This is a genomic window from Kitasatospora purpeofusca (genome assembly GCF_000718025.1).
GTDB lineage: Bacteria > Actinomycetota > Actinomycetes > Streptomycetales > Streptomycetaceae > Kitasatospora > Kitasatospora purpeofusca.
In genome coordinates this window covers 25,702-44,412 of the sequence record NZ_JODS01000005.1, presented here as the reverse complement: position 1 = coordinate 44,412, position 18,711 = coordinate 25,702, and the positions used below count along the sequence as shown (strand labels likewise).

19 protein-coding genes are annotated in these 18,711 nt (G+C 73.0%); 6 read left to right on the top strand and 13 right to left on the bottom strand.

Translation table 11 applies throughout. From position 1 onward, the window contains the following. Positions 1–45: 45 nt before the first annotated feature. Complete coding sequence (locus IF01_RS41520; protein WP_157855190.1) at positions 46–519, bottom strand: hypothetical protein; 474 nt, start codon at positions 517–519, stop codon at positions 46–48. A gap of 289 nt (positions 520–808) precedes the next feature. Between IF01_RS41520 and IF01_RS0110165 the strand changes: the two genes are divergently transcribed. The 5 genes from IF01_RS0110165 to IF01_RS0110145 all read left to right on the top strand — a co-directional run bounded on the left by IF01_RS0110165 (position 809) and on the right by IF01_RS0110145 (position 4,673). Next, entirely contained in the window at positions 809–2,029 is a 1,221-nt protein-coding gene (locus tag IF01_RS0110165; RefSeq protein WP_030392994.1) for an MFS transporter, read from the top strand. A 62-nt stretch (positions 2,030–2,091) separates the two neighbouring features. Further along, entirely contained in the window at positions 2,092–2,787 is a 696-nt protein-coding gene (locus tag IF01_RS43725) for a hypothetical protein (protein WP_051755109.1), read from the top strand. A 140-nt stretch (positions 2,788–2,927) separates the two neighbouring features. Next, positions 2,928–3,236, top strand: a complete 309-nt coding sequence (locus IF01_RS0110155) for a GNAT family N-acetyltransferase (protein WP_030392992.1) — start codon at positions 2,928–2,930, stop codon at positions 3,234–3,236. After that, positions 3,233–3,718, top strand: coding sequence for an OsmC family protein (locus tag IF01_RS41510; RefSeq protein ID WP_199523417.1), 486 nt, complete (start codon positions 3,233–3,235; stop codon positions 3,716–3,718). The genes IF01_RS0110155 and IF01_RS41510 overlap by 4 nt, the downstream gene beginning before the upstream one ends. Then, entirely contained in the window at positions 3,711–4,673 is a 963-nt protein-coding gene (locus IF01_RS0110145; protein WP_030392990.1) for a pirin family protein, read from the top strand. The genes IF01_RS41510 and IF01_RS0110145 overlap by 8 nt, the downstream gene beginning before the upstream one ends. Positions 4,674–5,296: 623 nt before the next feature. Here the strand turns inward: IF01_RS0110145 and IF01_RS0110140 are convergent. The 12 genes from IF01_RS0110140 to IF01_RS0110085 all read right to left on the bottom strand — a co-directional run bounded on the left by IF01_RS0110140 (position 5,297) and on the right by IF01_RS0110085 (position 17,111). Beyond that, positions 5,297–5,737, bottom strand: a complete 441-nt coding sequence (locus tag IF01_RS0110140) for a GNAT family N-acetyltransferase (RefSeq protein ID WP_375340977.1) — start codon at positions 5,735–5,737, stop codon at positions 5,297–5,299. Positions 5,738–5,972: 235 nt separating this feature from the next. Continuing rightward, a complete protein-coding gene (locus IF01_RS0110135) occupies positions 5,973–6,494 on the bottom strand; it encodes a TerD family protein (protein ID WP_030392988.1) in 522 nt (173 codons plus the stop codon). A gap of 323 nt (positions 6,495–6,817) precedes the next feature. Further along, on the bottom strand, positions 6,818–7,852 hold the full coding sequence (locus tag IF01_RS0110130) for an isoprenoid biosynthesis enzyme family protein (protein ID WP_051755107.1): 1,035 nt from the start codon (positions 7,850–7,852) through the stop codon (positions 6,818–6,820). 207 nt (positions 7,853–8,059) lie between these two features. After that, the gene (locus tag IF01_RS0110125) at positions 8,060–8,353 is read right to left on the bottom strand and encodes a hypothetical protein (RefSeq protein WP_030392986.1); all 294 of its coding nucleotides are present in this window, start codon (positions 8,351–8,353) and stop codon (positions 8,060–8,062) included. Continuing rightward, positions 8,350–8,898 carry a pyridoxamine 5'-phosphate oxidase family protein gene (locus IF01_RS0110120; protein WP_051755104.1) on the bottom strand — a complete coding sequence of 183 codons (549 nt, stop codon included), beginning with the start codon at positions 8,896–8,898 and terminating at the stop codon, positions 8,350–8,352. Before IF01_RS0110120 ends, IF01_RS0110125 begins: the two co-directional genes overlap by 4 nt. 5 nt (positions 8,899–8,903) lie before the next feature. Then, complete coding sequence (locus IF01_RS0110115) at positions 8,904–9,263, bottom strand: hypothetical protein (protein ID WP_030392984.1); 360 nt, start codon at positions 9,261–9,263, stop codon at positions 8,904–8,906. 33 nt (positions 9,264–9,296) lie between these two features. Next, positions 9,297–10,484, bottom strand: a complete 1,188-nt coding sequence (locus tag IF01_RS41505) for a GNAT family N-acetyltransferase (protein WP_030392983.1) — start codon at positions 10,482–10,484, stop codon at positions 9,297–9,299. After that, a complete protein-coding gene (locus tag IF01_RS0110105; RefSeq protein WP_051755102.1) occupies positions 10,481–11,248 on the bottom strand; it encodes a class I SAM-dependent methyltransferase in 768 nt (255 codons plus the stop codon). Before IF01_RS0110105 ends, IF01_RS41505 begins: the two co-directional genes overlap by 4 nt. Before the next feature lie 438 nt (positions 11,249–11,686). Beyond that, complete coding sequence (locus IF01_RS0110100; protein ID WP_030392981.1) at positions 11,687–13,447, bottom strand: ABC transporter ATP-binding protein; 1,761 nt, start codon at positions 13,445–13,447, stop codon at positions 11,687–11,689. Next, the gene (locus IF01_RS0110095; protein WP_030392980.1) at positions 13,444–15,228 is read right to left on the bottom strand and encodes an ABC transporter ATP-binding protein; all 1,785 of its coding nucleotides are present in this window, start codon (positions 15,226–15,228) and stop codon (positions 13,444–13,446) included. The genes IF01_RS0110100 and IF01_RS0110095 overlap by 4 nt, the downstream gene beginning before the upstream one ends. After that, positions 15,225–15,890, bottom strand: coding sequence for an alpha/beta hydrolase (locus IF01_RS0110090; protein ID WP_051755101.1), 666 nt, complete (start codon positions 15,888–15,890; stop codon positions 15,225–15,227). The genes IF01_RS0110095 and IF01_RS0110090 overlap by 4 nt, the downstream gene beginning before the upstream one ends. Before the next feature lie 30 nt (positions 15,891–15,920). Continuing rightward, complete coding sequence (locus tag IF01_RS0110085) at positions 15,921–17,111, bottom strand: MFS transporter (RefSeq protein ID WP_051755099.1); 1,191 nt, start codon at positions 17,109–17,111, stop codon at positions 15,921–15,923. 219 nt (positions 17,112–17,330) lie between these two features. Between IF01_RS0110085 and IF01_RS0110080 the strand changes: the two genes are divergently transcribed. Then, on the top strand, positions 17,331–18,617 hold the full coding sequence (locus tag IF01_RS0110080) for a phytase (RefSeq protein WP_030392977.1): 1,287 nt from the start codon (positions 17,331–17,333) through the stop codon (positions 18,615–18,617). The last annotated feature ends 94 nt before the right edge of the window (positions 18,618–18,711 follow it).

The following is an 18,711-nucleotide window of genomic DNA, read 5'->3' as shown; positions in this document are numbered from 1 at the left end:
CCGCCTGCGGACCCGTCGGGAGATCCCGGCGACCTCCGTGGAGCCTCAATCGTTGCCGAACGCCAGCAGCACCGCGAAGAACTCGTCGTTCGCGCCGGCGACGACGACGTCGATGCCGTGGCGAGGCACGGGACTCCACTGGCCGCCGGAGGCCCAGAAGCCCTCCCAGTTGGTGACCCGGTCGGCCTCTTCGCCGAGGATCTCCGCCACACGGACGGCGGCCCGGTGCGCGCCGTCCTTGTCCTGGAGCCGGGCGGAGCAGACGAGATCGACGGCCGCCATGTCGGCCATCATCTCGATCGCCTCCCAACGGTTCACCGGGTCGAGCACCGCGGCGACCTCCGCCGCGGAGGTCGGTCCCGTGCCGTGCTCGACCGGCCGGTCGTGACGGGCCTGCTCGGCCAGCGCGAACACGCGATCGGCGATGGGCACATTCGCTGCCGGACCGTAGCCGGCACAGACGCGCCGGCCGACGGCGAGTGAATCGAGCAGCATCGCAAGCTCGTCCTGGCCTTCCACTCCGGCATCCTCGCACCACCCGTGTGTCCGACCGTCACCTGCACGGACTTCGCCGATCCGCGGGCGGCAGCGGCTCGATCACCGCCCACGGAGCGGCATCGACGTCCCACCGTTCTGTCCGCATCACCCCGTACTCCGGAATCCGGCTTTCGCGCGTGGGCTTTCGCGCGTGGGCTTTCGCGCGTGGGCTTTCGCGTCTGGGCCTTCGCGCGTGGGCTTCCGTACGTCGGCTTTCGCGCGTCGGCGAAAAGCTGACGCGTCGCCGCCCCCGCCGGAAAGACTCCGCGGCATGCGCACCTACCGGGAGTTGTTCCGCGAGCGCGAGTTCACCGCGCTGTTCCTGTTCTCCGCCGCGCAGACGGCGGCTCAGACCGTCGCCGGACTCGCGCTCGGCGTGCTGGTGTTCCGGCGGACGGACTCGCCGTTGCTGGCGGCGCTGGCCATGTTCGGTCCGGCGTTCGCCCAACTGCTGGGCGCGACAACGGTCCTGTCGGCCGCCGACCGGCTCCCGCCGCGCGCCGCGCTGACCGGCCTCGGGGTGCTGCTGGCCCTCGGCACGGCCGTCCAGGCGGTACCCGGTCTGCCGTCCTGGGCGCTGTTCCCGGTGCTGCTCGCCCTCGGGGTGGCGGGCGCGGCGGGCGGCGGGGTGCGCTACGGGCTGCTGCACGAACTGCTCAGCCGGGACGGCTACCTGCTGGGCCGCTCCGCGCTGGGCCTGGCGTCCGGTCCGGTCCAGATCGGCGGCTTCGCGACCGGCGGCGCGCTGGTGGCGGCCCTCACGCCGTCCGGCGTGCTGCTCACGGCCGCCGCCCTGCACCTGCTGTCCGCCGGTGCGGCGCGCGCAGGGCTGCGTCGGCGCCCGCCCCGGGCCGCCGGGCGGCCGTCCGTCGCCGCGACGTGGCGGGCCAACGCGCGGCTGTGGTCCTCCGCTCCGCGCCGGTGCGTGTACCTCGCGCTGTGGGTGCCGAACGGCCTGGTCGTGGGTGTGGAGGCGCTCTACGTGCCGTACCGGCCGGACGCCGCGGGCCTGCTGTTCGCGGTCGGGGCGCTGGGCATGCTGGTCGGGGACGTCCTCGTCGGCCGGGTGCTGCCGGCGCACCGGCGGGAGCCGCTGGCCGTGCCGCTGTGCGTCCTGCTGGCCGCGCCGTACCTGGGGTTCGCGCTGGAGCCGGGCCTGCCGGCTGCGACGGCGCTGGTCGCGGTGGCCACCGTCGGGTACGGGGCGGGGCTGCTGCTCCAGGAACGGCTGGTCGCGCTGACGCCGCCCGAGCTGAGCGGGCAGGCGCTCGGCCTGCACGGTTCCGGCATGCTGGCGATGCAGGGGGTCGGCGCGGCGGCGGCGGGGGCGTTCGCCGAACTGACCTCGGTCACCACCGCGATGGCGGGGACCGCCGCCGCGTCGTTGGCCGTCACCGCGCTGCTCGCGCCGGGCCTGCGGCGGGAGGGTGCCCTCCGCCGCGTCGAGGAGGGCCGACCCGGTGTCACTGCCACCCCGCGCTCGCAGGACTGACGCACACGCACTGCTAACATCCGCGCATTCCGAACAAGGATCGAACAGAGTGGGCGGGTGCGGTGCAGGACGAGTTGCGGACGCAGGACCGGGCGGCCGGGGACGGCGCGGTGCGGCGGCGACGGGTCGCCGTCGGTGTGGCGGTGGGCCTGTGCGCCGCCGCGCTGGTCGGCGCGGGGGGCTGGGCGATGAGCGGGTCCGACTCCGCCGATCCGGCTCCGACGGGTTCGCCGTCCCGAGCCGCCTCGCCGACCGCCGACCCGACCGCCGACCCGACTCCTTCGGTGCCACCCGCCCCGGAGACCCCTTCCGTCCCCGCGGCCGCCCCCGAGCCGGCGGCCGCCCCGATCGCCCCGTCCACTGCCCCGTCCGCTGACCCGTCCACCGTCCCCTCCGTCGCCCCGACGGCCGAACGACCGGCCACCCGGCCCGCGACACCGGCCTCGCCGCGCCCGGCCGCACCGTCGAAGTCCGCTCCCGCCGCGCCGCCCGCGCCCGCCGCCCCGGCCGTTCCCGCGCCCCCTGTCGCACCCGCGCCCGCCGCCCCACCCGCGCCGCCCGCGCCCGCACCCCCCAAGGCACCTCCGACGGCCCCCAAGCCGCCCGCCGACCCCGACGACGGCGCCGACCCGGGCCAGTGGACGGTGCCGCCCCGCCCGGCCCCGACCCTGCCGCCGCGCCCGGTCTCCTGCCCGCCCGGGCAGGTGGCGTCCTGGGACGGCTGCCACCCGCTGCCCCCGCCGGTCACCCTCTCCTGAGCCTGAGCCTGAGCCTGAGCCCCGCCCCGGGCCTGCCCCGGGCGCCGACCGCCGGATTCCCCTCCGGCGGTCCTTGATCGACCAATAGTTGAATGCTAAATTAACTCCGACGCCAGGGCCCGATCCCCGAGGAGTACGCCATGACGACGACCACCGTCGCCGACAACCCCGAGAAGTCCCGCTACGAGATCACCGCCGACGGTGAACTCGCCGGATTCGCCGAGTACTTCCGCCACGACGACGAGATCGCCTTCATCCACACCGAGATCGACCCGCGCTTCGGCGGCCAGGGCCTCGGCGGCATCCTCGCCCGCGCCGTGCTCGACGACGCCCGCGCCCGCGAGCTCGCCGTCCTGCCCTACTGCCCCTTCATCCGGGGCTGGCTGACCAAGCACCCGGACTACCACGACCTCGTCCCGGCCGCCCAGCACGAGCGGTTCGGCCTGTGACCGCCGAGGCCACCGGGGCGGCCCCGGACGCCGAACCCGTGGACGCCGAACCCGTCTTCGTCCGCTCCGCCGCCGCCGTCGCGACCAGCACCGACGACGACTACCGCGTCGACATCCGCTCCGGCCGCCACCGGCTCGCCGCCGACGAGCCCGAATCGGCCGGCGGCGCCGACACCGCCACCACCCCGGTCGGCCTGCTGCTCTCCGCCCTCGGCTCCTGCACCGCGATCACCCTGCGGATGTACGCCCAGCGCAAGCAGTGGCCGCTGACCACCGTGCGCGTCCACCTCGGCTACGAGAAGGGCCCCGAGAAGGCCGTCCGCATCACCCGCCGGATCGACCTGATCGGCGACCTCGACGAGGCCCAGCGCGCCCGCCTGCTCGACATCGCCGACCGGACCCCCGTCACCCGGGCCGTCTCCGCCGGCACCCCCATCGTCCCGGCCGCCCCGCGCGCCGCCAACGGAGCCCACCATGCCTGACGCCGACACCCCCGACCCCTCCGTCCGCGGCGGCCGCGCCGAAACCCCGGGCGGCCCCGTCCACGAACTCCTCGCCCCGCGCGAGGCCTCCCTCGGCGGCAGCACCGTGGTCCGCCGCCTGCTCCCCAACCTGGGGCGCCGGATGGTCGGCGCCTGGGCGTTCGTCGACCACTACGGTCCGGACGACATCGCGGACGAGCCGGGCATGCAGGTGCCCCCGCACCCGCACATGGGCCTCCAGACCGTGAGCTGGCTGCACGCGGGCGAGGTGCTGCACCGCGACAGCCTCGGCAGCCTGACGACCGTGCGCCCCCGCGAGCTGGGCCTGATGACCTCCGGCCGGGCGATCTCCCACTCCGAGGAGTCCCCCCGCCCCCACGCCCCCCTCCTGCACGGCGCCCAACTGTGGGTCGCCCTCCCCGACGCCCACCGCCACCGTGAACCCGCCTTCGAGCACCACGCCGACCTGCCCACCGTCACCGCCCCCGGCCTGCACGCCACCGTCATCCTCGGCACCCTCGACGGCGCCACCTCCCCCGGCACCACCCACACCCCCATCGTCGGCGCCGACCTCACCCTCGCCGCCGCCACCGACCTCCACCTCCCCCTGGACCCCGACTTCGAGTACGCCGTCCTCACCATGTCCGGCCGCACCACCGTCGACGGCGTCCCCCTCGACCCCGGCGCCATGCTCTACCTCGGCACCGGCCGCCGCACCCTCCCCCTCCACGCCGACAGCGACGCCACGCTCCTCCTCCTCGGCGGCGAACCCTTCGAGGAGAAGCTCGTCATGTGGTGGAACTTCATCGGCCGCTCCGGTGAGGAGATCCTCCAGGCCCGCAACGACTGGGAGACCGGCACCCGCTTCGGCGAGGTCCACGGCTACGACGGCGCCCGCCTCCACGCCCCGGCCCTCCCCGACATCCCGCTGAAGGCGCGCGGAAGGGTGCGCTGACCCGGGAAGATGCTTCGAATGAAGTATCTGCTCCGGTTGCTCCCGCCTGGACTGTTCCGGCATCGGAAGGGCATCGGTAGGGCCGTCGCAGGACGAGTTCCGCTTCCCGTGCCTGCCTCCTCGGGAGGCAAGGCACGGGGCGCGTCGATTCTCAGGTCTACGCGCGTTTCGCAAGGTCTGCCCGTACTGATGCTGACTTTTTGCTGACTTATCTGACTGATCGTCAGTGACGGATTCGGCCTGGTCGGTCGCCGCTTGACCGAGCCGACGTCGCCGTGTTTCGGACTGCATCACGATCATCTTGCTGCTCGAAGGCCTGCGTCGTTGTGGCAGAAGCGACGCAGAGCGCCCTGAGGGGGCGCGTGCTGCAGCGGGATCACCGTGGATCTGGCGGTGTTCGGAGAGTCCTTGTCGCGCAATGTCATGCGGGCCGGCCAGGTCGATCACCATCCTGGCGTCGCCCCTGTCAGCAGCAGAGGTCCGGTGCTCGCCGCTCGCGCTCGGCGGTGCGGATCCGTTCGTGTGCGCGGTGGGCCGGGACTGGCGTGTGCGGGTGGAGGGGGCGGTGGCGGCGAGCTGTTGTCGAATCCTGTGGATGACCGGACAGCCCGATGCCCGGTGGATCAAGCGAGCGGCTTGCGGTAGCGGACGTACTCGTTCTGTCGCCCGAATCCCACGCTCTCGTAGAGGTCGTAGGACCGGTGCGGGTTTGCCGTGCCCGTGATCAGCCGGGCGGTCGTTGCGCCCTGCTCGCGAAGGCTCCGCAGCCCGTCGAGCAGCAGGGCCCGGCCGATTCCGAGGCGTTGCCGGTCCGTCCGGACACTCAGCTCTTCCACCTCGCCCACGGTGCGGTCGTGGCGGCGGATGGAGCAGAGGGCGACGCCGACCATGTCCTGCCCGATCCAGGCAGCCCTCCAGCATGTCGGGTCGGCGTTGTCGAGAAGGTGTTGTCGCCGGCGGTGCCAATGTCCCGGACCTGGGCGGGGGAGGGGATGACGGCGCGCTTGGGGTCGCGAAGGTGTGGACGGGCGACTCACCGGGAGCGCCGGGTTCTTCGATTTCATGATCACTGAACCGGAGGGGATGCCGGACCACCGCTGGAAGGCACGGCGCGGGGGAGGTGTGAGCGCCTGGCCGGTCGGCCCGGTCGGCCCGGTCGGCCCGGTCGGCCCGGTCGGCCCGGTCGGCCCGGTCGGCCCGGTCGGCCCGGTTGCCCGTGGTCCTGTGCCGGGGGCGGAGCCGGGGGTGTCACGGGCACACAGGCCGTCGTTCGGATTCGGGCCACCGGGCGAAGCCCTGTCAGGTTCCCATGATCCTCGCGAAGGTCGCCGGATCGGCGTCGAAGCCGTGGGTGCCGGGCCGAAACGCCCAGACCCCCGAGCTGTTCCGGACGAACTCCGCAACCCTCGCGGCCGTTGCCCCGTCGACGCCGACGAAGTCCACTGACGCCAACTCGTCGCGCCCGTTCCGGATCCTGGCCACGGGGTTCGCTATGTCTCCGAACGCCAGTCGGCCGGCGTTCTGCTGGATGGCGACGCCCACGACCACCCGGGGGTAGCGGTCTGCCAGGCGGTCGAGTTCGAGGACCAGGCGCTCGTCGACGCCGAGGCCCTTTCCGTCGCGGCTGTCCCTGGTGAGTGTGATCGTGCCGTCGGGAGCGCGGCTGTCGAAGTGGACCAGGTAGGCCGGAGTGCCGGACGGGGCGTCGGTGGCGTACGTCGCGGCGACGAGGTCCAGATCGTGACCCGCCGAACCTGCGGGGCTCGGATCCCACGACAGGTCCACTTCGATCCGTTCCAGACCCTTGTTGAGACTGCTCACCGGACTCTCCCTCCGTCGTCGTACCGACCCGGAATGATGTCATCGCGGGCCGACTCGTTGCCGGTCAACGATAGGGCACTAACATGTTATTGACCTGAAATCAGATCTGTCCGCCCGGAAGAAGGTGCCCGCCCGCGCTCACCACCCTCAGCGGCGGGCCCGGTCCAACGCTTTCGGGTGAAACATGTCGCGATCGTGGAATCCGCCCATGAGTACAGGTTCACGAGCCCGAGGGCCCGGGCGCACGGCCGGCAGCGGGATCCGGCAGCACGCGCTCGCGGCACCCCGCCGACATCCCGGTACGGCAGGAAAGGGGAGTGGGGTCACGCTCCGTCGAGGGGGAGGAGGTCGGGGTAGACGTCCTGCCAGCGGTAGCGGCGGCAGTGCAGGTGCCAGTAGGCGTAGCCGGTCATGTACCGTTCGAGGTAAGGGCGTTGCTCCTCGCTGGCGAGGCCCGTGATCCGGCGGTGGGCGGCCAGGCCGCCGTCGAGGGTGCGGCGGTAGGCGGTGAGGTAGGGGATCTCCTCGCGCACCGCCTGCCGGTACACCCGGCTGACGGCGAAGTCCGCGCCGTGCACGGCCTCCTTGTAGCAGGACAGCACGTCGTTGACATCGTTGAGGAACGCGACGCACGAGCTCATCGCCGCCGCCCAGAACGCCCGGTCCCGGTGGGCGGCCAGGCAGGGGTCGGTGAACTGCACTGTGGCGAACCAGAATTGGGAGAACCCGTTGAAGACGCGGACGTAGTCGCTGTCCAAGTCGTCGGACGCCTCCGGATCGAACTCCGCCTCCATCAGCACGCCGACGAGCGCGTTGTGGAAGAAGGTCTTGAAGACGGCGAGGAAGGTCGGCTCGCAGAACGGCGCGATCTCGCGGAACATGTGCCGGACGTAACGGGTGTTCGGCGAGGCCGGGAGCGCCTCGGGCAGCAGGTCGGCGCGCAGCATGGCCGCCGCCTCGTCCGGGTCGTGGCAGCAGACGTCGTCGGCATTGGTGGAGAACACCCAGATGCGGTCGACGGCGAGGGCCAGTGCGTCGTCGGCGATCGGCACCATCAGGGCGCGCATCTGTGTGATGTTGCGGACCGTGGCGGCCGGGAGGTCGACGCCGAAGGCCGCCAGTTCGGCGGTGAGCAGGTCGGCGTCGGCGGCGGCCCGGGCGAGGTCGGCCGTCGGCGCGGTGAAGGAATCGGTGCGGGCGATCATCTGCTCGACCAGGCCGGAGGCCAGGACGGTCGCGATCATCGCGCGGTGGCGCGGATCGGGGATCGCGTCGAGGCCGCGCCGTGCGGTGTGGCGCAGGGTGTCGACGCCGGGTGGTCGAGGATGCCGGAGCAGGGGGCGGCCGGTCGGGTCCACGCAGTGTCCTCGCTGTTCGTCGAAGGCCGTGGGGCCGAGGGGTGAGCGCGTCCGCCCCGGGATCCCGGACGACGGTTCCGGGGATCCGTCCCGTGACTACCCACGCTCCGTGTTCGAACAAACCGGGAACCGCAGCACCTTCGGCCTGGTCCACCCGTCGACCGCGGGTGCACCGGGCCCGTCACACGGCGCTGAACAGGTGGGTGGTCAGCCGGGCCGCCGCCGGAACGGGGCCGGCGACGATGCCGGCCCCGTTCCGGCGGCGGCCCTGCGCACCTCGGCGGGATCGCCGGAACCGACGGACGCGGCGTCACCGCCGTGCAGGTGCGGGTCGACGAAACCGGGGAGGACGTACGCCTTCCCCAGGTCGTGGACGTCGGCGTCGGCGGCCGGGGCCTCACCGGTGCCGACCCCGGTGATCGTGGGGCCGGAGAAGGTGACCCGCCCCGGCTCCGGGACTTCGTGCGGGGTGACGACGCGTGCGTTCGTCAGCGTGGTCACGGCCGGGCCGGGCGGGCCGGGCGGGCGAGTTCGGCGAGGTCGACCTCCACGCGGGTGTCGTGCTTGTCGGTCAGCCAGCGGTCGATGTCCAGGAGCCACCACCGGTGCACGCGTACCACGTAGAAGCGGCGCGGCCCGTCGCCGGTGAAGTCCGACTCCGGGAGGAGCCAGGCCGCGCGGACCTCCGGGTCGGGGTGGTTCAGCTCGTAGTACACCTGCCGGTGCCACGGGACCTCGGACGCCGGCACGGCCTCGCAGTGCCCGGTGAACTGGGCGCCGTCCAGGCCGAATCCGGGGGTGCCGAGCAGGTGGACCGAACCGGCGATGCCGGGCCGCGCCTCGATGTTGCGGGAGTGCCGGGCGCGGTGGAGGGAGTAGTAGAGCAGCCGGAGCGGGTCCCGGAGGGCGACGAAGTTCACGGTGGAGGCCCAGGGGCCGTCCTCGCCCAGGGTGGCGAGGGTGGTGAAGCGTCCGTGGTCCAGGAGGTGGGTGCTGCGTGCGACGTGGTCGGCGTATTCGGAGCCGGAGCCGGAGCCCGTGGTCACGGCGGTCACCTCGGCGGCGGGGTACGGCGGAGGCCCATCGCGACGGGCGGGTCGTTGAGCAGGGCGGCCTCGGCGAGGCGCCACCAGTGGGTCTGCTCGGTACGGCGCTTCTCCCAGGCGGTGTCCTTGCTGCGGGCGGAGACCTGGCGGCGGTAGGTGCCCCAGGCGGCCTCGTCGGCGAAGGTGACGAGGTGTTCGAGGGCGTGGACGTGGGTGCCGACGGTCCGCAGGTGCCAGCTCGTGGCGAGCACGGTGTCGAGTCCTTCGTAGAACCACTTCTCGCGTTCGGCGGCCCAGGTCCAGAACCCGGCCGGGTCCGCTTCTGCGGCCTCGGTCAGTTCGAGCCGGTAGTGGAGGTGGAGCATGAGCGTTTCCTTCCCTGGATCACGGTTCTCGGGTCAGGGCAGCGGTGAGTCCCAGCAGGCCCACTCCGGCCCCATGGCCAGCGGGTGGGTCCGAGCCAGTTCCCGCCAGCGCCCGGCGGCGGTGATGTTGTGCTCGCGCTGACGGGCGGGTGTGCAGACGGCGCCGCGCAGCGGCAGCACCACGGCGGCGAGGGGGGTGAGCCGGGCACCGCGGCGCACCTTGACGTCCCACGCGGAGATCGCCGTCCGGTAGCGCCGGAAGCCGCACTCGGCGGCGTAGTCGAGGGGCGCGTGGTAGGTCAGCAGGAAGTACTCGTTGGTGGGAGCGGTCCGGGTGTAGTCGTAGCCGAAGTAGCGGGCGTACAGCTGGTCCCCGTGCTCGTAGCAGACGGTCGCGGCCACCAGGTCGGGGCCGCGCAGGCCCAGGAACGCCACGGCGTCGTCGAGCAGGCCGGTGGCACGCTGGGCGTTCAGGGCGTCGAGCACCGCCTGCGGACCGCCGGAACTGCCGTGGCGGGTGCGGTTCTGGGCGATCAGCTCGGCGACGCGGGGGACGAGGTCCTCGGTGAGCCGACTGGTCTTGACGACCGTTCCGGTGCGCTGGAAGGCGCGCATCTCGCTCCTGCGCCGGGTCCGGCTGTGCTGGTCGGCGCGGGCCGACAACTCTCCGGCGCCGCCCGGCGGTACGGGCAGGTAGGTGTCGGCGGAGTGCAGCAGCGCGCGGGCCCGGGGGTGGGCCGCCGCCAGCTCCAGGGCGTCCTCGCCGGCGAGGTAGGCCATCACCACTCCGTCGTCGCCCCGGTCGGAGGCGAGGTCCAGCGCCCGGCCCAGGAGGGCCCTCAGGACAGGGCGCCGCTGCGGCCCGCGGACGCACAGCAGCTCGTTGCGGACCGAGCGCCGGGTGCCGAGCCAGAGCTGCCTGCCAGCGCCGCCGCCACCGTCGGCGGCCAGGTCGGGCAGGATGCCGGGCAGCGAGAACATCTCGTCGCCGCCGACCTCGCCGGGCCAGGTCGGCAGCGCGCCGAGCAGGACACCGGACGCGGAGGCGGTGACGACCGGGGCCCCACCGGAGGCCAGGTGGGTGGAGCGCACCCAGCGGTGGCTGCCGTAGAAGTTGTCGGCGCCGACCAGGCGGTCCCAGGCGGCGGAGTCGACGCCGTGTGAGTCGGGGTGGACACGGGTGCCGACCGCCACCGCGGTCGGTGCGCGGAGCACGTTCACGGCGCGGCCGCACCCTTCACGGCAGGCGCGGCGGCACCCTTCACGCAGGTGATCAGCGAGGCGTGCGGCGAGCGCAGGTACGGCCCCCAGAAGCCTTCGCCGTGCTCACGCATCCCCTGCTCCGAGACCTGGAACGGGGGCCAGCCGATGTCGGTGAAGCCCGCCTCGGCCAGCGCGCCCTCCAACGCCTCCCGGCTCCAGTACCGGGCCGTGATCGTCTCCTGGTACGGGCCGAACTCCAGCTCCAGGGTCACCTTCGAGGCGTCGAACCGCGGCTCGGCGTCGAACAGCCGCAGCCCGTAGCGCTCGTAGTACTCGCGCCTGCCGTCGTAGTCGGGGTTGACCGGCAGGGTGACGAACCTGCCGCCGGGCCTCAGCGCCCGCGCCGCCAGCCCGCACAGCTCCACGAGTTCCGCGTACTGCTCGGCGTAGGGGAGGACGTAGACGCCGAGCACGGCGTCGAAGGTCCCCTCCAGGGCGGGGGACAGCGTGTGGACGTACTCGATGCCCCGGCGGCCGGCGGGCTCCTGCGCCCTCGCGTAGGAGAGCATGCCCTCCGACACGTCCTGACCCACCACCAGTTCGGCCCCCTGCGCCTTCAGCAGGCGCGAATAGAGGCCGGTCCCGCACCCGAGGTCCAGGACGCGTTCGCCCCGGACGCGCCCCAGGGCCGCCAGTACGCTGTGGGATTCGAGGTCCTTCCGCCACGGCAGGGCGAACATGTCCTCGTACATCTGCGCCAGGCCGTCGAATTGACTGCTCATGTCGCCTCATTTGTTTCTTGGTCCGTGCTGTTGCTCTGGCATGCCGCGGCGGGGGCCGGTGGACAGGTGTTGTCCCTGGCCCGGGCCGGGCCGAACGCATGGGGGGCCGCCACGAAATGACGGCACTGGAAAGATCTGTCGAGGAGAGTCCGTGGGCGGGGCTCGATCCGTCACCGCCGGGCTGGTGCGACTCTCGCGGTAGAGGGTATTCCCGCACTGGCGAAAATCGCCAGACCTGAAACCCGGGTATTTATCATTCATACAATACGCATGGAATGTCCCATGAGGTCACTTCCGGAACTCCGGCCACACCGGTGCTGTCCCGTCCCGACCGTTTCCCCGGAACCGGGGACGGCTGCCCTCCGCACGACGCGGCCGGCCGGATCACGCGGACCACCCTCACCGGCGGCAATGGCGGACAGGGGAACCCCGGCGGACTCAGCTCTCGCCGTTCCACGACCGCCACAGCTCCGCGTACGGTCCGCCCGCGCCGACCAACTCGTCGTGGGTGCCCAGCTCGACGATGCGGCCGGACTCCATGACGGCGATGCGATCGGCGTCGTGCGCGGTCTGCAGCCGGTGGGCGATGGCGATGACGGTGCGGCCCGACCGGACGGCGGCCACGGCCCGCTCCGCCTGCCGGGCCGTCGTCGGGTCGAGCAGCGAGGTGGCCTCGTCCAGGATCAGGGTGTGCGGGTCCGCCAGATGCACCCTGGCCAGGGTGAGCTGCTGTGCCTGGGCGGGCTCCAGTTCGACTCCGCCCGAGCCCAGCGGGGTGTCCAGGCCCGCCGGCAGTTCGGCCACCCAGTCCGCTTCCACCGACCTCAGGGCCGCGAGCACGGCCTCGTCGTCGGCCTCGGGCGCGGCCATGGTCATGTTGTCGCGCAGGGTGCCCATGAACACGTGGTGCTGTTGCGTGAGGAGGACGATGCGGTTGCCCAGTCCGCCCGCCGCGGCCTGGTCGGCGACGGGCACGCCGCCGACCAGCACGTGGCCCGTGTCAGGGACGTCCGCACCGGACAGCAGCTTGCCGAGGGTGGACTTGCCGGCTCCCGACCGGCCGACCACCGCCAGCCGTTCACCGGGACGGACCAGCAGCTCCACGTCCTTGAGGATCTCCTGCCCGGGGACGTAGGAATACCCCACGCCCTTGACCTCGATGACGTCGTCCACCGGGTCCGGCACAGCGGCGCCGGCTGTGTGCGACACCAGCCCGACACCCTTGATGCGGGCGAACGAGGCGCCGCTGCGCTGCAGTTGTTCGACCTGGACGAGCAGCTGGTTGAGCGGGTCGACCAACTGCCACATGTACAGGCTGCCCGCCACCACGGCTCCCAGGGGGATCGCGCCGTTGAGGTGGCCGAACCCGCCCACGAGCAGGATGAGCGCCATGGGCAGCGTGTGCGCGAACTCCGTGACCGGGAACAGCACCGTCCGCAGGGCGAGGGTGCGCATGCCGGCGCGGTAGGCGGTGTCGACGGCCTGGTCGAGGGCGCTGTTCCGCAGTTCGCGCAGCCCGTAGGCCTCGACGGTACGGGCGCCGTGCGCGGTGGAGTCGAGGATCTCGGAGACCTCGCCGGCGGCCGCTCCCTCCGCGAGGTAGGCGTCGCGGGAGCGCGCGAGGTACCAGCGGCTCACGCCCCACACGATCGGCAGTCCCACGACCGAGCAGAGACCGAGCAGCGGGTCCAGGAGGAAGACCGCGGCGAGGACGAACACGACCTGGACGCCGGAGACGAACATGTCCGGAGCCGCGGTGCGCAGCGTGGTCGCGACGGTCGAGACGTCCAGGGTGGTCCGCGTGACCAGATCACCGGTGCCCACCTCGTCCGCGACCCGCCCCGGCAGCGCGAGGGTGCGCTCGACGACCTCCTCGCGGAGCCCGGCGAGCGCGCGCTCGCCGAAGCGGTGGGAGAGGCCTCGCGCGTAGCGCGACAGCACCAGTCGGGCCGCCGAGCAGCCCAGCACCGCCGCGGCCAGTCCGTCGACGGCGGAGGCGGACAGGTCACCGGACTCGGCCCCGGTCACGATGCGGCCGAGGAGCCAGGGACCGGCCGCGCCGGCGAGCGCGGCGAGGCATGTCAGCAGCAGCATCGCGCAGACGGCGCCCGAGTCGTCCCGCAACAGCTGCCGGCCGGCCCGGCGAACCGTCCTGGCATCGGCGATCGGCAGGCGGGGCGTCCTGCTGGAGCCGCTCATCGGGACTGTCCTTCCACGGGCTGTGCGACGGCGGCCTCGCCGGGGATCCCGGTGCTGCCGCGGAACACCAGTGCCGCGTATCCCGGCTGGTCGGCGAGGAGCTCCCGGTGCGTACCGGCCACCCGCACCTTTCCGTCGACGAGGTAGGCGACTTCGTCGGCCCGGCCGAGCACGAGCGGCGAGGTGCTGACGACGAGGGTTGTCCGCCCGCGCCGGTGCGCCGCCACCCGGGCGGCGACGGTCGCCTCCGTGTGCGCGTCCAGCGCCGACGTCGGTTCCACGAGCAGGAGCACGGCCGGATCCGCGAGCAGGGCCCGGGTCAGCCGCAGCCGCTGGCGCTGACCTCCCGAGACGTTGCGGGCCTGGTTCTCCAGGCGGGTGTCGAGCCCGTCGGGGAGCGCGTCGACGATGTCCTCCGCTGCGGCGGCGTGCAGCGCCCGCCGGATGTCCTCGTCGGAGCGGTCGGTGCTGCCGGAGACGACGGAACGCAGGGAGCCCGGGAACACATAGGCATCGTTGTCCGCGAGCAGAATGTGCCGCCTGAGAGCCGTGCGGTCCCAGTCGGACAGCTCGAAGTCACCCCAGGAGGCCTCGGAGTCCGTGTAGCCGGCCAGCCGGTCCAGCACGGCGCGCGGCTCGTCGGGACGGGCGCCGACCAGGGCCGTCACCTTCCCCGGGGCCACCACCAGGCCCGACGCGGGGTCGCGCAGCGGGCCGGGAGCGGCCGGGGGGTCGAGCCGGGTCCGGTGCCCCCCGGGAGCCGGCGCGAGCGCCAGGATGTCGACCACCCGCCGTGCGGAGACGAGCCCGCGCGGCAGGTCGTCGGCCCCTTCGATCAAGGACGAGACGGGCACCAGCAGAGCGGCGACGTATCCGTAGACCGCCACCAGTTCACCTACGGTGATGGCCCCACTGGCCGCCATCCGCGCGCTGATCCACGTCACCACGGCAAGGAAGACCGTGGGCAGGCACGCGGTGAGTGTCTGGACCCAGCTGGTGATGGCAGCGACGCGGTACCCGAGGGGGACCAGCGCCCGGGAGCGTTCCCGGTACCGCGCGGCGAACAGGGCCTTGCCGCCGATCCCGTTGAGGACGCCCAGGCCGGCCACCATGTCGCCGGCGAGAGAGGTCAGAGCACCCTGGTCCTCGCGGTAGCGGCCTTCGGCGCCGTGCAGCCTGCCCAGCAGCGGGCCGACGGTCAGGGCCAGGGCCGGGACTCCGAGCAGGACCACCACGGCGATGACGGCCGAGATCCGGACCAGCAGGACGGCGGTCGCGGCATAGGCGACGACCGCGCCGACGCCGGGTCCGGTGACGGTCAGGGTCTGGGCGATCCTGCCGATGTCGCCGACGTGGAGGTGTGTGAGCTCACCCGCGGACACCTGTCGCGGCAGCGCCGACCCCAGCCGGGTGACGTGGCGCGTGACGACCTGGACCGTCCGGTAGGCCGCGTCCGCCCGGATGCGCGTCATGGTGCGGTGCCGCAGGATGCCGAGGAGCGCCGTCCCGGCCCCGGTGACGACCACGGCTCCGGTCCACAGGAGCAGCATCCCGGTGTCCCGCGCCTCCAGCCCCTCGTCGATCGTCCTCGACAACAGGTACGGCGGAAGCATGAGCGCACACATCCACGTCGTGCCCCACAAGGCGCCGAGCAGCACCCGCCGGTACTGACTCGTCGTCAGCCACCACAGGAACCGCAGCGGGCTCCGGTGGTCCGGCAGGCCCGGGGACTCGTAGGGAACCCGGCGCGCGCCTTTCGGCAGGTCTGCTCCACGTATCATCTCGGCCGTCCTTGCGTGGGATCGAGGGGCGTCGGCGAACGATCCGGCTGCGGCACCGCATGCGCCGTAGGCAAGAACATGCCATACGGCCGGAGGTGATCCTGCGGAGAATCCCATCTGCCCTGCTCAGGCCGGATGTTGGCTCGCCCGGACGGATGCCTGCACACCCGCCGCAGGTCGAGCGCCCCGCGCAGGCCTGCGGGCAGCGGGGTGCGGCAGACGCCGGGGTGGCCGCCCGAGCGGAGGACGGCGAGCCGGTCCAGGGCGAAGCGGATGTCGGCGGTACGGACTGGGAGGGCCTTGGTGTAGTCGCTGATCCCGCCCGGCGGATTCGTCTCGACGCGTCCGCCGTGGAAGGCGACCGCCGCCGCGTCGTAGGTGTGGTCGACGGTGACCACCGCAAACCCGTGACTGGAGAGGTCCTCCACGATGCCGGTGCCGAACGACCGTGACGCGTCGGCGCCGGGGGAGTAGAGCACGACGGGCAGGGGGCCCGGTGGACCGCCGACGGGAGCGCCCTCGTGGCCGTGGGTGCCTCCCAGCCGTACCCGGCCGGGAGGCAGGCCGAGGAGGCCCAGGTACCGGTCGGCCGCCGCCGGAGGCATCCAGGGAGCAGTGGAGCGGGCCGCGCCGCCGCGGGCGGGGTGCCAGATGCTGACCATCAGCTGACGGTGCCTTACGGCAGCAGCGGCTCAAGCCGCCTCTAGGGGCGGGCGGGTCGCCCGGGTCAGCCACCAGGTGGCGGCCAGGCAGGCCGCGGCCAGGACGAACAGCACAGCCGGCACCGTCCGCACCTCGAACAGCTCGATGGTCTTTCCGAGTGCCGGGCCGGCCGCCACCCCGCCGACCATCGATGCGGCGATCACCAGTGCTCCGGCCCGCTGCGCCGCGGGCACGGTGCGCCGCAGCCAGGGCAGCCCGGTGGGGAAGATCGGTGCGATGAACAGGCCCACGCCCGCGTACGCGTACGGGGCGAGGCCGGGCAGCACGGCGGCCAGCAGGCAGACAGCCGTGCCGGCGCAGCTGACGGCGATGATGGCCGGCTCCGACCAGCGCAGCGTCAGCGGCGCCACCAGGAAGCGGCCCAGCGTCAGCATCAGCCAGTAGACGGAGGTCGCCGAGGCGGCGAGCGTGGTGCCGTAGCCCACGGCCTCCAGATGGGTCGGCTCCCAGCCGCCGACTCCGGCCTCCACTCCGACGTGCAGCACGTAGAGCACCACGAAGACGGTGAGCAGGGTGGCGGTCCGGCGGGCCGGTAGGTTCGCGGGGTGCCCGGACCCGCCTGCGGGCAGGCCCCCGGGGGTCCGGTCGCGTACGCCGCCGAGCGGTATCAGCAGCAGCGCCGCCATCACTGCGAAGGCCGTGAAGACGGCCGGGTAGCGGTCGGCTCCGAGCAGGCCGATCAGGACCGGGCCGCCTATCGCGCCGATGCCGAAGTGCGCGTTGAGCATGGCGGGGCCGCGCCGCCCGAAACCGGTGGCGAAGAGCTGGTTGAGGCCGTAGTCGATGCCGCCGAAGCCGAAGCCGGTGACCAGGGCGCCGAGGAGTGCGAGCGGCCAGTTGGGGGAGAACGCGAAGGCGACGCTGCCGAGTGCCATCAGGGCGTAGGAGACGCCGAGCAGGGCCCGGTTGCCGATCCGGCCGAAGGCCCGGTCGAAGCCGAGGACCCCGGTGACGCCGCCGACGAAGTGGGCGCTCAGCGCGAGTCCGGCACCCGACGGCGACAGCCCGAACTCCTGGCGGAGGGCGGGCAGGGCCGGTCCGTACAGCGATTGAAGGGCTCCGATCAGGACGAAGCCGATGCAGGACGCGGCAACCGCCGTGGTGCTGAAGGCCCGGTCGGGCCGCACGGCCGTGTCCGGTGGGGAGGGGAGTGTGCGCATGTGGTCCTACGGTAGGTGCGGGTGGGAGTGGTTGACGATGGGTCAGGCGAGTTCGGCGGGCCCGGCGGGTCGGGTGCACAGCAGCGCCCGTCCGGGCATGCCGGCGCTCCGAACCCTTCGCGACGCGTTCAGCTATCGGATACCATTTGGCTGCGAGTACGGCAGATGCGTCCGCGAACTTCTTCCTTGTCAGGGCAAACCCCTCATAAAGGAAGAAACATGACGATACGTGCGATCGCTCGTGCTTCGACGCTTGTGCTCTGCACGGCCCTCGCGGCCTCCGTCGTCCTCCCGGCCCAGGCCTCCTCGATCAGCGGCATCCGCCCCAAGGCGGAGACCGCGCCGCTGTACGACGACGAGGCCGGCGGCCATGCCAACGCGGACGACCCGGCGATCTGGCGCAACGCCGCCGACCCGGGCCGCAGCCTGGTCGTCGCCACCGCCAAGCAGGGCGGCCTGCGGGTCTACGACCTGGACGCCCGCCAGGTGCAGTCGATCCCCGCCCCCGCCGGTCCCGGCGCCGACGACAAGCCCGGCCGCTTCAACAACGTCGACCTGGTGCAGGGCCTGCCGCTGGGCGGCGGCCGCGCCGACGTCGCGGTGGTCAGCGACCGCGGCAACGACCGCCTGCGGATCTACCGCATCGACCGGGACAAGCCCGGTGGCCCGCTCACCGACATCACCGACCCCGGTGTGCGGCCGGTCTTCTCCGCCGACCAGGCCGAGATCAACGAGCAGAAGACCGCCTACGGCCTGGCCACCTGGACCGACCGCAGCACCGGCCGCTCCTACGCGGTGGTCAGCCGGCGCAACCGCACCAGCCTCGCCCTGCTGGAGCTGATCGCCACTCCGACCGGCACGGTGGACTACCGCCAGGTCCGCACGATCGACCTGCCGTCCTCCTTCCGGCTGCCGAACGGCACCGCCTGGACGCCCTGTGCCGAGCCGGGCGAACTGCCCCAGGTCGAGGGCATGGTCGTCGACCCCGAGGACGGCACCCTGTACGCGGGGCAGGAGGACGTCGGCATCTGGCGCATCGACGCGGGCCTCACCGGCACGCCGGAACTGATCGACAAGGTGCGCGAGTACGGCGTGCCCGGCACCTACGACGAGCAGACCGAGGAGTGCACTCCGGGCGCCGACCCGGGCTACGGCGGCAAGCGCCTGACGGCCGACGTCGAGGGCCTCACCCTGGTCACCGAGCCGGACGGCGACGGTTACCTCCTCGCCTCCAGCCAGGGCGACAACACCTTCGTCGCCTACGACCGCGAGCGGGACGACGACAACGAGTTCGAGGGCGCCTTCCGCATCACGGCGGCCTCCACCGCCCTCGACGGCTCCGAGGTCTGCGACGGGGCCGCCGCCCTCAACGCCCCCCTCGGCTCGCGCTACCCCCATGGCCTGCTGGTCGTCCAGGACGGCAAGGAGACCCCCGGCGACGGCGACCGCGAGGCGACCGGCTTCAAGTTCGTCGACCTGGGCAAGGTCCTCGACGCCATCGACTGAGGCCGTTGAGTGACGCCGTCGACTGAGGCCGTCGACTGACGGGATCGGCTGACCGGCGACCGATGTCCGAGGCCGGCGCACGGTGCCTCGCCGT

What these genes read in the sequence shown, in the direction of transcription:
- IF01_RS0110165 (WP_030392994.1), top strand. Translation starts at nt 809, where the DNA reads ATGCGCACCTACCGGGAGTTGTTCCGCGAGCGCGAGTTCACCGCGCTG.
- IF01_RS0110155 (WP_030392992.1), top strand. Translation starts at nt 2,928, where the DNA reads ATGACGACGACCACCGTCGCCGACAACCCCGAGAAGTCCCGCTACGAG.
- IF01_RS0110145 (WP_030392990.1), top strand. Translation starts at nt 3,711, where the DNA reads ATGCCTGACGCCGACACCCCCGACCCCTCCGTCCGCGGCGGCCGCGCC.
- IF01_RS0110140 (WP_375340977.1), bottom strand. Translation starts at nt 5,737, where the DNA reads ATGAAATCGAAGAACCCGGCGCTCCCGGTGAGTCGCCCGTCCACACCT.
- IF01_RS0110115 (WP_030392984.1), bottom strand. Translation starts at nt 9,263, where the DNA reads ATGCTCCACCTCCACTACCGGCTCGAACTGACCGAGGCCGCAGAAGCG.
- IF01_RS0110105 (WP_051755102.1), bottom strand. Translation starts at nt 11,248, where the DNA reads ATGAGCAGTCAATTCGACGGCCTGGCGCAGATGTACGAGGACATGTTC.
- IF01_RS0110100 (WP_030392981.1), bottom strand. Translation starts at nt 13,447, where the DNA reads ATGAGCGGCTCCAGCAGGACGCCCCGCCTGCCGATCGCCGATGCCAGG.
- IF01_RS0110095 (WP_030392980.1), bottom strand. Translation starts at nt 15,228, where the DNA reads ATGATACGTGGAGCAGACCTGCCGAAAGGCGCGCGCCGGGTTCCCTAC.
- IF01_RS0110090 (WP_051755101.1), bottom strand. Translation starts at nt 15,890, where the DNA reads ATGGTCAGCATCTGGCACCCCGCCCGCGGCGGCGCGGCCCGCTCCACT.
- IF01_RS0110085 (WP_051755099.1), bottom strand. Translation starts at nt 17,111, where the DNA reads ATGCGCACACTCCCCTCCCCACCGGACACGGCCGTGCGGCCCGACCGG.
- IF01_RS0110080 (WP_030392977.1), top strand. Translation starts at nt 17,331, where the DNA reads ATGACGATACGTGCGATCGCTCGTGCTTCGACGCTTGTGCTCTGCACG.